The organism is Helicobacter mesocricetorum (genome assembly GCF_900198605.1).
Lineage (GTDB): Bacteria > Campylobacterota > Campylobacteria > Campylobacterales > Helicobacteraceae > Helicobacter_D > Helicobacter_D mesocricetorum.
The window spans coordinates 29,496-43,733 of record NZ_FZPJ01000009.1 but is presented as its reverse complement, the minus strand read 5'-3'; the positions used below and the strand labels follow the sequence as shown (position 1 = coordinate 43,733).

The following is a 14,238-nucleotide window of genomic DNA, read 5'->3' as shown; positions in this document are numbered from 1 at the left end:
TGGCTAATTTTCTTTAAATCTATCACCAATGCACCAAAGACTATATTAGCCTTATGTGTAATGTTTTTTATCTTTTGTGTGTATTTTGCTTCTAAACTTCCTATTAATGCGGATTCTGATAGCCTGATTTTAGAGAATGACAAAGATTTTAAAACCTATCAAGCCATTGCTAAAAACTATGCAACACAAGATTTTTTAATGTTAGCTTTCAATCCAAAAAGCGGAGATATTTTCTCTGAAGATTCCTTGCAGACACTCCAGCAAATCACACAAGAGCTAAGCACCATAGCCGAAGTGGATTCCACACTTAATATTTTAAATGCCCCCCTATTAAAAAGTAGTCCTAAGCTAGATTTACAAGAAGCCTTAGAGATAAACCCTACCTTATTATCACCATTGGTTGATAAAAACTTAGCCAAGGAAGAATTTTTAAATCATCCCTTTTATAGCAAAAATATCCTCTCAAAAGACCTAAAAACCACAGGAATCATCGTTTATTTAAAAAAAGATGCGAAACTTGAAGAATTAGAAAACCTCAAAGAAGATGCTACAACACCCTCTAAAAATCTCCAAGCACTGATTAAAGAATACAAACAACAATCCCAAATACAAAACACACACACTATTAATGCCATTAAAGCACTCAAAAACAAATATGAGGGATTGTATATTGGTGGGATTCCGCTTATTGCTAATGATATGATAGCCTATGTTAAATCTGACCTTATCACTTATGGAAGCACCCTTACTATTATTTTAGCACTTATGTTGTGGATGTTTTTTAGACAATTACATTTTGTGTTTCTCACACTTGGTATTTGTTTTTTTACGCTTGTCGTAAGTAGCGGAATCTTTAGCTTTTTTGGTTATGAAATCACAGTTATTTCTTCTAATTACATTTCTTTGCTTTTAATCATCAATGTTTCTTTGATTGTCCATCTCATTGTAAGCTACCTAGAGTTTTACCAAAAATTCCCAAATGCTTCGGCAAAGAATCTCCTCTATGCAGTAATGCTTGCGAAAAAGTCTCCAAGTTTTTATGCTATCTTAACCACTATGATTGGCTTTTTAAGCCTAATATTTTCTAATATCTTGCCCATCATTCATTTGGGGATTATTATGAGCATTGGTGTAAGCTCTGCCTTAATTTTTACCTATATTCTCTTTGGTGCTATTCTTGCATTACTCCCCAAACCCAAAAGCATAAAAAGCCTCCCTAAATGGCACCAAAAACTTCTCCACTCCTGTGCCAACATCGGCTTAAAAGAGACAAAAATTATTTATCCTATTACTCTCTTAATTTTTCTCTTTAGCCTCTATGGAATTACACATTTAAAGGTTGAAAACAGCTTTGTAAATTATTTTAAAGACAAGAGCGAAATCAAGCAAGGCTTACTGCTTATTGATAACCAATTAGGTGGAACAATCCCCTTAGAGATACTAGTTACCTTCCCCCAAAAAGCCTTAAATAATACATTATTTTCAGATTTTGAAGAAGAATTTAATATCTTGCAAAACGAAGATTCTTATTGGTTTGATAGCCAAAAGCTACGAATTGCAAAGATTATCCACACGACTTTAGAAAAGGAAGAATTTGTAGGCTCTATTTTAAGCCTACATACACTCTCACAATTACTGCAATCACTAGGTTTAGAACCCAATGACTTTATGTTTGCATTCCTTTATAAAAACACTTCCCCCGCACTAAAGTCGCAATTATTCGCTCCGTATGCCAATATCGATAAAAACCAAATCCGCTTTGTTTTAAGAATCTTTGATTCTAACCCCCATTTGCAACGCAATGCTTTCCTCCTAAAAACCCAAGAAACACTTAATAATCTATTAAATGGCGAATCCCTAAAAATAGAAATTAATGGTGCAATGGTGCTTTATAATAATCTCCTCCAAACACTCATTAGCTCACAAATCAACACCCTAAGCCTTGTAATTTTAGCTATTTTTGGAGTCTTTATCTTTGTTTTTAAAAGCTTTAAACTCTCTATTATTGCGCTTTTAATCAATCTTATTCCCTTAGGAGTTATCTTTGGGATTTTAGGTGTTGTCAATATCCCCTTAGATTTAATGGCAGTTACTATCGCTGCTATTGCCTTAGGGATTGGGGTTGATGATGCGATTCATTATATCCATCGCTTCAAAGAAGAAATAAAAAGAAATCCACTAAAAACAGCCATTAGGAATTCTCACCAATATATTGGCAGTGCTATGTATTATACGACTTTTATTATTGTGGTAGGTTTTTGTGCGATGATGAGTAGTAATTTTATCCCCACTATTTATTTTGGTTTCTTAACCACTCTAGTAATGCTTTTAATGCTACTCTCTTCGCTTATCTTACTCCCTGCATTACTGAAGAGTTTTTATAAAGACAAGATACCCTCTAATTGCAAACAAAGCCTTTGATGATAGTTATTTTTATAGATACTAAAGCTACAAAGCACTTCTTGATTCTTAAAATCACTCAAATCTTTATTAAACATTACAGCCTCTTTAGAAATTCCATTATTCTCCAAGATTATTGAACTATGATAATCCCCAAATATTCGGACTTCCCTAACCCTTGCTTGTGCTAAAAACTTCGGCAATGTATTACCATAACCATAAGGCTCAAATGCCTCTAAGAGCAAAAATAACTCCTCATCAATCTCCCCAAAAGGTAAATTCCCTAAAACCTCTTTAACCCCCCCTCCCTCTAAAGCTTTTTCTTTAATCCCCTCTTCTTGTTTGTTTTGCATAAGAGCATTTTTAAAATGCTCTAAATTCTCTTCTTTTAAAGCCACTCCAGCCGCTCCGCTATGCCCCCCAAACCCTTCTAAAAACTGCTGATGAGATTCTAAAATCTCCATACAATTCACTCCCCTCATACTTCCTTTTAAGTTCCCCTCTTTGCTCAAAACAATAGCGGGTTTTAAAAACTCCTCATAAAGCATAGCCGCTACAATCCCAATCACCCCTTCACTCCAACTAGCATTATGAACCACAATAAAGGGTAGTGATAAATAATCCTTTTGGGCAAAAAACTGCGCTTTTGCCTCCAAATATATAGTATGTTGCAAGGCTTTCCTCTTAGCATTAAGTGCCAATAATTCCTCTAGCATTACTAAGGCTTTTTTAGAATCTTTTTGGATAAGGAACTGAAAAGATTGCATAGCACTTTGCATTCTTCCTGCTGCATTTAGCAAAGGAGCGATATAATAACCAAGCAATCTAGAATCTATCCTGTGCTTTTTAAAATGCTCCTTTAGCAACACAAAAGCCACCCTCTTACTCTCCTTTAAAACCCTTAAACCCCTTTTTAACAATACCCAATTTATCCCCCTAAGAGGCATTACATCACTAACAATTGCTAAAGCAAGTAAATCCAAAAACTCTGCCATAGAGATTTCTAACTTCATTGCTTCTTTAATACTTGCACATAAATACCAAGCCACACAAGCACCACAGATTTCTTTTTCTATAAACTCTGGTGAAAGTTTGGGATTGCAAATAAGAGCGTCAGGAAGTTCTTTTTGGGGAGTATGATGATCCGTAATGATAAGCTCAATACCCTTTTGCTTACAAAAGTTCGCTGCTTCTATGGCATTAATCCCATTATCCACCGTGATAATCATTTGCACATCTAAGTCTTGGATTAAGGCTTTAGAGATTCCATAACCATACACAAAGCGATTAGGAATAATAATCTCTAAAGGATAAGGAATTTTTTCAAAAAACTCTTTTAAAATCGCACAAGAAACCACCCCATCAACATCATAATCTCCGACAATAGCTATCTTTTTTTGTTCTAAAATCGCTACCTTTATCCTCTGTGCGATAAGTGTTAGATTGGCTAAAGTAGCGGGTCTTGGAATCTCTTTTAAAGTCGTGATATGATCTTTAAAGCGATTTTCTAAGAGGGCTTTAATGGAAGTTTTATCAAGAGTCTTATTTATGAGACTTTGCATAAAGTGCTTGTTTAATGAATTCTAAAATCGCTAAATTAGGGGCTTGAAGCCTAGAAGTAAATTCAGGATGAAATTGCACAGCCACAAACCAAGGATGCTCTTTTAACTCAATAGCTTCAATAAGCCCATTGCATTCTCCGCTAATTATCATTCCATTTTTTTCTAAAACCTCTTGATATTTAGGATTAGCCTCATAACGATGCCTATGACGCTCTTTAATAAGTTTTTGGTCTTTATAAGCTTTTCTAAGTTTGCTATTTTCTTTCAAATAGCATTCATATTCGCCAAGACGCATAGTCCCACCCATAGGGGAAGTGTGTGTTCGGATTTGATGCTCTCCACTTTGATTAATGAAGTTTTCTATGAGATAAATTACCGCTTCTTTAGTATGGGGATCAAACTCCATAGAATTTGCGTCTTTAATCCCTAAAACATTTCGACAAAATTCCAAAATCGCTAATTGCATACCCAAACAAATACCAAAAAACACAATCCCTTGTTCTCTTGCAAATCGGATAGCTTTCATTTTACCCTCAACGCCACGTTCTCCAAAACCACCCGGCACTAAAATACCATTGACATACTTAAGCTTTTGGAGCATTTCGTCATTTTTTTCTAGCTCTTCACTATCAATCCATTGGATATTTACCTGCGTATCAAGATTAGCCCCTGCGTGGATTAAGGCTTCAATAAGGGATTTATAAGATTCTTTTAAATTTAAATATTTCCCTACAAAGGCGATATTAACTTCTTTTTGTGGAGCCAAAATCTGTTTAACTAATAAATCCCACGCTTTCATATCAGGCTTTAATTCAGGCAATTTTAAAAACCTTGCAATAGGCACTAAAACCCCCTCTTTTAAAAAGTTAATCGGCATTTGGTAAATACTTTTAGCATCTTGTGCGCCTATCACACAATCATAATCCACATCACAGCTCATTGCGAGTTTATTTTTAAGCTCTGTTGGGATTTCCTTTTCACTCCTTGTAATAATAATTTGGGGTGTAATACCTATGCGCCTTAGCTCTTGCACACTATGTTGGGTAGGTTTTGTCTTTAGCTCTCCTGCAGCACGAATAAGCGGGATTAATGTTAGATGCACACTAATTACTCTCTCCATTCCATATTCGTGCTTCATCTCACGCATAGATTCCAAAAAAGGCAATCCCTCTATATCACCAACCGTTCCGCCTAATTCCACCACTAAAATATCTTTTCCCTCTCCTGCAAGTTTTATTCTATGTTTAATTTCATCCACAATATGAGGAATAACTTGAATAGTCTTACCCAAATACCCCCCCTTTCTTTCCCTATCAATCACAGAGAGATAAACTTGCCCTGTCGTAAAATTGTTTTTAAAAGAAAAATCCACATTCAAAAAACGTTCATAATGCCCTATATCTAAATCTGTCTCTGCTCCATCATAGGTAACAAACACTTCGCCGTGTTCTAACGGACTCATTGTCCCAGGATCTACATTGATATAAGGATCGATTTTTAAAATACCCACATTTAATCCAGAATGTTTTAACAAAGTAGCAATAGAAGAAGAAGTAATTCCTTTGCCCAAAGAACTCAACACACCACCGGTAACAAAGATATATTTTGTCATCATAAACCTTATTGGAGAATAAAAGCATAATTATAAGCTAAGGTATCTAAAACTATTGTAAAAAGATTCCTTCCCTTTAGCCTCTTAAGCCTTAAAACCCTACAAGCAATTAAAAGAACTTTTTATTATTTATCAAGTTATTACATAATAGGGATTAATTCTATACTAGGCTAGATTTCTATTCTTGTTTGCAAGGTTTTAAGGGTTAAAAATAAGTTTTAAGAATTTAAAGGCTTTAGAAAGATAAGGGGATTTAGGAATTTATTTAATCTTTTGTTTAGTCTTAGGGGGGTATCAACTCTATCTTTAACAAGGAGAAGTTATGCCAGCAAAATTATTTATATCAAGGAATGAAATGTTTTATTCTTAGTCCTTATCCCACTTCATCCTCAAAAGCACTTTAAATTCTTAACTACATACAAATACATTGTAATAATGTAATTTGGAGTAAAGCTTAAGTCTTATTTCAAAGAAACTTTAGCTTCACAATTCTAGCTCAAGTAAGGTAAATAGATTTTAAACAAATTGTTTTAGAATTAATGCTTGAGCAAAAGCACAGGTTTTTCATCAAAAGACTCTTGAAATATTTTTGCAAAATATTCTTAAGTTTTTTAAAAATTGTCCGATATACTCACATAACCAAACAAGGAAGTTGGTTGGCAAGGGCTTTAAGCCTTGCTTCTTATTTCTTTGTGGGTTTAAAATTTTGTCAAGGAAGACAACAAATAAAAAGGAGTTTAAAATGGCTTTTCAAGTTAATACAAATGTTAATGCGTTAAATGCACACGCTCAATCTAGTTTTACACAGACTTCACTTACAAGTTCATTACAAAAGTTAAGTTCAGGTCTTAGAATCAACTCTGCGAAAGATGATGCTTCTGGTATGGCAATCGCCGATAGTTTGCGTTCTCAAGCTAATACTTTAGGACAGGCTATTAGAAATACTAACGATGGTATGGGAATGATTCAAATCGCTGATAAAGCTATGGATGAGCAAATCAAAATCTTAGATACTATCAAAACTAAAGCAACTCAAGCGGCTCAAGATGGTCAAACTACAACTACAAGGACAGCAATTCAAGCTGATATTAACCGATTAATCGAATCTTTAGATAATATTGCTGCAACAACTTCTTATAATGGTTTGAACCTCTTAGCGGGTGGTTTTACTAATAAAGCATTCCAAGTAGGTGCGTATTCTAACCAAACTATCCAAGCAAGCATTGGTGGGACAAGCTCTGATAAAATCGGACACGCAAGGATAGAATCTCTAAAATTTAGCGCACTTAATAATGTTGCGATGAATTTTGTTAGTGCCAAAAATCAACAAGATGTAACCTTAGAAAATGTCGTTATTTCTACTTCTGCTGGGACAGGTTTAGGAGCTTTAGCCCAAGTAATTAACAAAAACTCTGATAACTTAGGCGGTATCCGTGCTCAAGCTACGGTTATTAAAACAGGAGGTCAGCAAATTGGTGCAGGAGATATTGTAAGCTTAACCATTAATGGTGTAAAAATCGGGGATGTTACCAATGTCCAACAAGCCGATAGAGATAATCGTCTTGTCCAAGCTATCAATGCTTATAAAGAAGAAACTGGTGTTCAAGCCTCTGTTAGCGAAGATGGACGATTAATACTTACTTCAACTGATGGTAGAGCTATCCAAGTATCAGGAGGTAATATGTCCGCAGGCGGTGCTTCTATCACCACAGGAACTAATGCCACTAGCACATTTGTTGGAACCCTTACACTTACAAGATTAGGTTCTAATGATATTAAATACAATGGCATTAGTGCAGTTGCAAGAACTTCTGCAACCGCTCAAGCAACAACAACTTTGAGAAATGTCAAAGGAACTTTTGATGCAAATGTTCGCTCTGCAACAGGTGCAAATGCAGCAAACTCTGCAACAGCTGGTCAAACTTTAGGAGCAGGGGTAACATCACTAAAAGGTGCAATGCTTGTTATGGATATCGCAGAATCTGCTATTAAACAACTTGACTCTATCCGTGCAGATTTAGGTTCTGTCCAACAACAAATGCAATCAACAGTGAATAACATTACTGTAACTCAAGTGAATGTAAGCTCTGCAGAATCAGCAATTAGACAAGTAGATTTCGCCGCTGAATCTTCTAATTACTCTAACTTGAACATCCTTGCTCAAGCAGGTAATTATGCTCTAAGCCAATCTAACTCTGTCCAACAAAACATCTTAAGACTACTCCAATAGTCTTAAGAACTTCAAATCCCCTTTGGGGATTTTTATAAAATCTTTTTAAACAACATAAATACTAAGACTCTTTAACTCAAGATTATCTATCTAGCTTTTATTCTGCTTTTTTAAATGTAAAAAATCTTAAAAAAATCATTTTATGGGGTAATTTTAGAATTTTTATAGATAGTTTTTGCTACCTTTATAAATATATTTTATTTAATGGAGGCAAACTATGAGTTTAAAGAAAAATATCGTCTTTTTTGAAGCAAGAGGAGGAAGTGATAAAGGAGCTGATGGACATAGAAAAGATACTATGCCTATGGTAAATGCACTAAAAGCTAAAGGCTGGAATGCAGAAGTTGTGTTTTTTACGGATGAGATTTTACGCAATGAGAGTGAGAGAAATAAGATTTATGAATATGTAAAAAATAGCGCAGATGGCTATGTCTCAAGAGTAAATCCGGGAAATTTAAAGGAAGAGAAACTTTATTTTGATGTTTTGCGTAAGCTTTGTGCTGATGGATTAGTTGGTATGCCCCACCCTGATGCGATGATTGGCTATGGTGCTAAAGATGCTTTAACCAAACTAGCCGATACTCCTTTAGTGCCTAGTGATACCTATGCGTATTATGATAAAGAGGAGGCAAAGAGGATTGGAGTTGCTTGGGCAGATAAGCACGATTTCAAAAAAACTTTCCCCCAAACACTTGCCAAAGGAGAAAGGGTGCTAAAACAAAATCGTGGCTCTACGGGTGAAGGGATCTGGCGTGTGCGATTAGAATCTAATGCGGATTATAATAAAGTTAGCTCTCTCCCCCTTGATACCAAAATTATCTGCACAGAGGCTAAAGATAATCACACCGAAGAAAGAAAACTAGGTGAATTTATGGATTTTTGTGAGCATTATCTCGTAGGGGATAATGGTATGCTTGTGGATATGACTTTCTTACCCCGCATTAAAGAAGGAGAGATTAGAATCTTAATGCTTTATAAAACTCCTGTTTATGTCGTGCATAAAAAACCTGCTGAAGGAGGAGATGCTTTTAGTGCAACACTCTTTAGTGGAGCTAAATACCGCTATGATGAACCCAAAGATTGGCAAAGTCTTATTGATTGGTTTTTAAACCAACTTCCAGAGATTCGCTCTAAACTTGGAAATTATGATTTACCTTTAATTTGGACAGCGGACTTTATCCTTGATACCGATGATAAGGGTAATGATAAATATGTCTTAGGAGAAATCAACTGCTCTTGCGTAGGATTTACAAGCCCTGAAGAGTTTATGGAAAAAATCGCTGTAATGGTAGGTGATAATATCATCAATATCGTAAGTGAGAAAAAAGCATAAATCTCTACCCCCTTTTTAAGGGGATATAATCTCTTACATTTCTTAACCACTAATCCCTTTTTAAACTTAAAAACCTTACAATTCCTCCCCTAAAGCAAAAGGTTAATTATGAAAACTTTGACAAAAATCTTTCTCTTTTATTATTTGGGATTTAAAAATATGAAATTAGGTCGTAGTTTATGGCTTGTGATTATTGTTAAACTTTTTATCATTTTTGGAATCTTAAAAGTCTTTATCTATGATAATAGTCTGCATAAACTCTATTCTACTCAAGAGGAAAAAATTCAATTTATCACCAATAATTTTAAAAGCTATTAAGGAAACATTATGGAACAAGAGGTATTGCAACATTCTTTAAATGTGGATTGGAGTCGCGCACAATTTGCCCTTACTGCTCTTTATCATTTCTTATTTGTGCCTTTAACACTAGGACTTTCTTTCATCCTAGCGATTATGGAGAGCATTTATATAAAAACACAAAGCGAACAATGGAAGAAAATCACGCAATTTTGGCTTTCAATCTTTGCTATCAACTTCGCTATTGGTGTGGCAACAGGCATTATTATGGAGTTTGAGTTTGGGACAAATTGGGCGAATTATTCTTGGTTTGTAGGGGATATATTTGGTGCGCCCTTAGCAATTGAGGGCATTATGGCATTTTTCTTAGAAGCAACCTTTTTTGCGGTAATGCTTTTTGGTTGGAATAAAGTCTCCCCTAAATTTCATCTTCTTTCTACTTGGCTTGTAGCCATTGGGAGTAACCTTAGCGCATTTTGGATTCTTGTAGCCAATGGCTGGATGCAATACCCCATTGGGACAACCTTCAATTTAGAACAAGCAAGGAATGAAATGACTAGCTTCTTAGAAGTGGCTTTAAGCCCTGTGGGGATTAGTAAATTCTTGCATACTGTTGCTAGTGGTTATGTAATCTCCTCGCTTGTAGTAGTTGGAATCTCTGCCTGGTTTCTCTTGAAAAAAAGACATCTTCTTGAGGCTAAAAAATCTCTTGTAGTTGGTGCTAGTTTTGGGCTTATTACCTCCATATTTTTATTTATTAGTGGAGATGAAAGTGCTTACCAAGTTACACAAAAACAGCCTATGAAGCTTGCTGCAATGGAGGGGATTTATAATGGTGAATATAGGGCAGGATTAGTAGCCTTTGGTATTTTAAACCCTAAAAAACAAATTGGTGATTTAGAATCCACCTTTTTATTTGACATTACTATCCCTTATGCCCTCTCACTTTTAGGGCATCGCTCTTCTGATGGCTTTATTGCTGGTATTAATGATTTAGTTTATGGCAATAAAGAGCGCAATCTTATGAGTATAGAAGAAAAAATAGCTAAAGGAAGAATTGCCTTAGATGCTTTTCACACCTATAAACAACAAAGAGAAGCCGGGGTTAGCATAGAGGATTTGCAATCTTATAGCCAAATCGTGCAAGAAAATATGCCCTACTTTGGCTATGGATTCCTAAAAGATCCTAAAGAAGCTGTGCCACCTATTATGCTAACTTTTTATACTTTTCATATAATGGTTGCCTTAGGGAGTTGGTTTTTTATCCTCTTCATTCTCGTTCTTTATTTAGCAATGGCAAATGATATTACTAAGTTTAATAAAATCTTGTGGCTTTGTGTTTGCACTATCCCTCTAGGCTATATCGCAGCAGAATGTGGTTGGATTGTGGCAGAAGTTGGGAGACAACCTTGGGCTATTCAAGATTTGATGCCTGTGGGAATTGCAGCGACACATTTAAGCAATGTGAATATACAAATTTCATTTTTTATTTTCTTGGTTTTATTTACCACATTGCTTATTGCAGAGATTGGAATTATTCTTAAACAAATCAAAAAAGGCTTTGGCGCACATTAAGGAGAGTAGATGTTTTTTGGGTTAGATTTAATGCAATTACAAATATATTGGTGGCTCATATTTAGCTTACTTGCTGGGCTTTTAAGCTTTATGTTTTTTGTTCAAGGTGGGCAAGGAATGCTCTTTGAGCTTGCAAAAAACGAAGAAGAAAAAGCCCTTATTATTAACTCCTTAGGGAGAAAATGGGAGCTTGGATTTACGACTTTAGTGCTTTTTGGTGGAGTGGCTTTTGCGGCTTTCCCTCTTTTTTATAGTGTCAGCTTTGGCGGGGCTTATTGGGTTTGGCTTTTAATCCTATTTTGCTTTATACTCCAAGCAGTTAGCTACGAATACCGCAAAAAGAATGGGAATCTCTTAGGCTCTAAAACCTATGAAATATTTTTATTCATCAATGGTATCTTAGGTGTTTTTCTCATTGGTGTTGCGCTAAGCACCTTTTTTAGCGGGGCAAATTTCCAACTTAATTCTCATCGTTTTGTGCTTTGGATTGGTTCTGCTAGGGGATTAGAAGCTTTACTTAATCCTTACAATCTCTTATTGGGTCTTGCATTAGTATTCTTAAGTAGAATCCTAGCTTGTGGATATTTTTTAAACCACATTAATGAAGCCTTCATTCAACAAAGGATTCCAAAAAAGTTTCTCTCCAATGCCCTTTTATTCTTGCTTTTTTTCTTAAGCTTCCTTTTTTGGATTTTTACCAAAGAAGGGTTTTTGATTAATCCAACCGCTACTATCTCCTTACAGAAATACCTTTATTTTACAAACTTTATCCAAACGCCTTTATTAATGGGAATCTTCGCGCTAGGTGTTTTACTTGTTTTAATAGGGATATTTTTAGGATACAAAGGACATAAAAAAACAATCTTTCCCTTAGGGCTTGGTAGCATATTGAGTGTTTTTGCCCTTATGGCAAGTTTGGGAGTTGGTAATAGTGCGTTTTATCCTAGCTTAGTTGATTTACAAAACTCCTTAACGATTTATAATGCAAGCTCTAGCTATTATACACTTAGTGTAATGGGATATGTAAGCCTACTCATTCCCTTTGTGCTAGGGTATATTATCTATGTATGGTATCTAATGGATAAGGCAAAGCTCACCAAAGAAGAATTACAAGAACAAGCGCATAGAGCTATTAAGGAGAAAAAATGACGACTTTTTTATTATTTTTGTGGCCCATAGTGATTTATGTAAGTTATCGGTTTGTGCTTTTAAATATCCAACATCTCCAAAAAGATGAAGATACAAAATAGCTTTGATTTACTTTGTTTTTTAAAACAAAAAGGTTATCTTAAAAATCCTTCTTGTGCATTATGGTGGCCCAATTCTGGAGAATTTGAAGTTTTAGTAGGGGCGATTTTAGTCCAAAATACTAAATGGGAACAAGCCTTTAAAATTCTGCAAAGACTTAAAACTCATCATCTCCTTAGTTTAGAATCACTTGCTAACACTCCCTTATACTCCCTGCAATCCCTTATGCAAGATTTAGGATTATTCCGACAAAAATCAAAATATATTGTGTTATTAAGTCAAAATATCTTAAAGGATTTTGGAGATTTTGCCACCTTTAAAGCAGAAGTTCCAAGAGAATGGCTATTATCCCAAAAGGGTATTGGCAATGAAACTTGCGATAGCATTCTTTGTTATGGGCTTTTAAGAGAAGAAATGGTGGTAGATGCCTATACCTTTAGATTACTTCAAAGCTTGGGCTATACTTTAGAGAGCTATGAAGAGATTAAACAATGGTTAATAGATGGGATAGTCGAAAATTATGACAAGGTTTGCCAACTCTACAAAGAAGAAATTTTACTCTCTAAACTTTACGCGAGATTCCACGGAAAAATAGTAGAATATTCTAAAGAAAATCCTATAAAAAGAGGCAAAAATGCAACCAAATTTTGAACCCCTAGAAGTATTTTTAGAAATTTGCAAAATCCCTCATCCTAGCAGAGATTGCAAAAACCTAAAAGAATGGATTAAACAAGAAGCTAGTCAGTTTGGAGTAAATATTTATGAAGATGAAATAGGGAATATTTTATGTTCTAAAGGGACTCCAAAGGTATGCTTACAAGGGCATTATGATATGGTTTATGTCGGAGAATCTAAAGATTTTTCTATCCAACCACAATTCTTTACAATCAACAATCAAGAATGGCTTAAGGCACAATCTTCTAGTCTTGGAGCGGATAATGGGGCGGCTTTAGCCTGTATGCTCTTAGCCCTTAAATATTTTAATAACCTAGAATGCCTCTTTACCATTGATGAGGAAATAGGAATGATTGGGGCAAAAAATATTACCCTAAAGCCACAATCCCCTTTTATGATTAATTGCGATAGCGAAGATATTAACGAAGTTGTTTTTAGCTGTGCTGGAGGATATGATTTAAAGGCTACAAAAACCTTTAAAAAGATTCCCATTCCACAAGACTTCAAATGCTATGCAATACATACACAAAATCTCCTAGGTGGGCATAGTGGGATTGAAATTCACAAAAATATCCCAAATGCCATCTTAGAACTTGCAAAGATTACAGAAGCCACAGAAGGGATTGTTTTAGCATTCTTTGGAGGAGAAAAGCGCAATTCCATCCCTGTTAATGCGACTTTAAAAATCGCTTGTCCTCCACACCACACAGCATTCATAGAAACTTTACCCAAAGAATCCTTTAGCATTCACAAACTACAATCCTCAAAATATGAAGGTTATGATTGCAAGGACTTGATAAAGGCTCTTTTAAAAGTAGGAAATGGGGTTTTAAAGTCTTCTAATAACATTCCTATCCTCTCAAGCAACATCGGGATTTTAGAACAACATCAAGACAATTTTACATTCTTTTTAATGGGTAGAGGGAATGAAGAATCCCTTATGCGGGAAAATATCCAAAAACAACAAAGTTTGCTAGAAAACTTAGAATTTGCGGTTAATCTCTTAGACTACTACTCTCCTTGGGAGAAAGAAGAGGGAGAATTACTCTTTAAAGTATGGAATATCTACCAAAAATACAACCCAGATTCTCATTTAAAGAGTATTCACGCAGGACTTGAATGTGGAATCTTAAAACAAAAATACCCGCATATCCATTTTATCTCTATAGGTCCTACGATATTACATCCACATTCTTTAAACGAAAAACTTGATATATCAAGTTTTAAAAACTTTTGGGATCTTTTAAAGAAAATATTAAAAGCATTGACCTAATATTGATAAGATTTTTGTTAAAATACAAAAAAA

At 35.0% G+C, this 14,238-nt stretch carries 10 protein-coding genes; 8 read left to right on the top strand and 2 right to left on the bottom strand.

The annotated features are described in order from the left end of the window. The first annotated feature begins 60 nt into the window (after positions 1–60). Positions 61–2,421, top strand: a complete 2,361-nt coding sequence (locus C6H18_RS02375; RefSeq protein WP_104721563.1) for an efflux RND transporter permease subunit — start codon at positions 61–63, stop codon at positions 2,419–2,421. On the opposite strand, the gene recJ is transcribed toward C6H18_RS02375, so the two are convergent. Beyond that, positions 2,379–3,962: a single-stranded-DNA-specific exonuclease RecJ gene (recJ, locus tag C6H18_RS02370; RefSeq protein WP_104721512.1), complete on the bottom strand. Its 1,584-nt coding sequence runs from the start codon at positions 3,960–3,962 to the stop codon at positions 2,379–2,381. The genes C6H18_RS02375 and recJ overlap by 43 nt on opposite strands. Further along, positions 3,943–5,577, bottom strand: a complete 1,635-nt coding sequence (locus C6H18_RS02365; protein WP_104721511.1) for a CTP synthase — start codon at positions 5,575–5,577, stop codon at positions 3,943–3,945. The genes recJ and C6H18_RS02365 overlap by 20 nt, the downstream gene beginning before the upstream one ends. Positions 5,578–6,316: 739 nt before the next feature. Between C6H18_RS02365 and C6H18_RS02355 the strand changes: the two genes are divergently transcribed. From C6H18_RS02355 to C6H18_RS02325, 7 genes are all read left to right on the top strand, one after another. Then, positions 6,317–7,804, top strand: a complete 1,488-nt coding sequence (locus C6H18_RS02355; RefSeq protein ID WP_104721509.1) for a flagellin B — start codon at positions 6,317–6,319, stop codon at positions 7,802–7,804. Positions 7,805–8,021: 217 nt separating this feature from the next. Continuing rightward, positions 8,022–9,137, top strand: a complete 1,116-nt coding sequence (locus tag C6H18_RS02350; protein ID WP_104721508.1) for a Cj0069 family protein — start codon at positions 8,022–8,024, stop codon at positions 9,135–9,137. Between the two features lie 108 nt (positions 9,138–9,245). Next, a complete protein-coding gene (locus tag C6H18_RS02345; protein WP_104721507.1) occupies positions 9,246–9,455 on the top strand; it encodes a DUF4492 domain-containing protein in 210 nt (69 codons plus the stop codon). Positions 9,456–9,464: 9 nt separating this feature from the next. Further along, positions 9,465–11,009, top strand: a complete 1,545-nt coding sequence (locus C6H18_RS02340) for a cytochrome ubiquinol oxidase subunit I (protein WP_104721506.1) — start codon at positions 9,465–9,467, stop codon at positions 11,007–11,009. A gap of 9 nt (positions 11,010–11,018) precedes the next feature. Continuing rightward, on the top strand, positions 11,019–12,158 hold the full coding sequence (gene cydB, locus C6H18_RS02335) for a cytochrome d ubiquinol oxidase subunit II (protein WP_104721505.1): 1,140 nt from the start codon (positions 11,019–11,021) through the stop codon (positions 12,156–12,158). A gap of 84 nt (positions 12,159–12,242) precedes the next feature. Next, the gene (locus C6H18_RS02330) at positions 12,243–12,908 is read left to right on the top strand and encodes a 3-methyladenine DNA glycosylase (protein ID WP_104721504.1); all 666 of its coding nucleotides are present in this window, start codon (positions 12,243–12,245) and stop codon (positions 12,906–12,908) included. Continuing rightward, complete coding sequence (locus tag C6H18_RS02325; RefSeq protein WP_104721503.1) at positions 12,892–14,205, top strand: M20/M25/M40 family metallo-hydrolase; 1,314 nt, start codon at positions 12,892–12,894, stop codon at positions 14,203–14,205. The genes C6H18_RS02330 and C6H18_RS02325 overlap by 17 nt, the downstream gene beginning before the upstream one ends. Positions 14,206–14,238 lie beyond the last annotated feature (33 nt).

What these genes read in the sequence shown, in the direction of transcription:
- C6H18_RS02375 (WP_104721563.1), top strand. Translation starts at nt 61, where the DNA reads ATGTTTTTTATCTTTTGTGTGTATTTTGCTTCTAAACTTCCTATTAAT.
- recJ (WP_104721512.1), bottom strand. Translation starts at nt 3,962, where the DNA reads ATGCAAAGTCTCATAAATAAGACTCTTGATAAAACTTCCATTAAAGCC.
- C6H18_RS02365 (WP_104721511.1), bottom strand. Translation starts at nt 5,577, where the DNA reads ATGATGACAAAATATATCTTTGTTACCGGTGGTGTGTTGAGTTCTTTG.
- C6H18_RS02355 (WP_104721509.1), top strand. Translation starts at nt 6,317, where the DNA reads ATGGCTTTTCAAGTTAATACAAATGTTAATGCGTTAAATGCACACGCT.
- C6H18_RS02350 (WP_104721508.1), top strand. Translation starts at nt 8,022, where the DNA reads ATGAGTTTAAAGAAAAATATCGTCTTTTTTGAAGCAAGAGGAGGAAGT.
- C6H18_RS02345 (WP_104721507.1), top strand. Translation starts at nt 9,246, where the DNA reads ATGAAAACTTTGACAAAAATCTTTCTCTTTTATTATTTGGGATTTAAA.
- C6H18_RS02340 (WP_104721506.1), top strand. Translation starts at nt 9,465, where the DNA reads ATGGAACAAGAGGTATTGCAACATTCTTTAAATGTGGATTGGAGTCGC.
- cydB (WP_104721505.1), top strand. Translation starts at nt 11,019, where the DNA reads ATGTTTTTTGGGTTAGATTTAATGCAATTACAAATATATTGGTGGCTC.
- C6H18_RS02330 (WP_104721504.1), top strand. Translation starts at nt 12,243, where the DNA reads ATGAAGATACAAAATAGCTTTGATTTACTTTGTTTTTTAAAACAAAAA.
- C6H18_RS02325 (WP_104721503.1), top strand. Translation starts at nt 12,892, where the DNA reads ATGCAACCAAATTTTGAACCCCTAGAAGTATTTTTAGAAATTTGCAAA.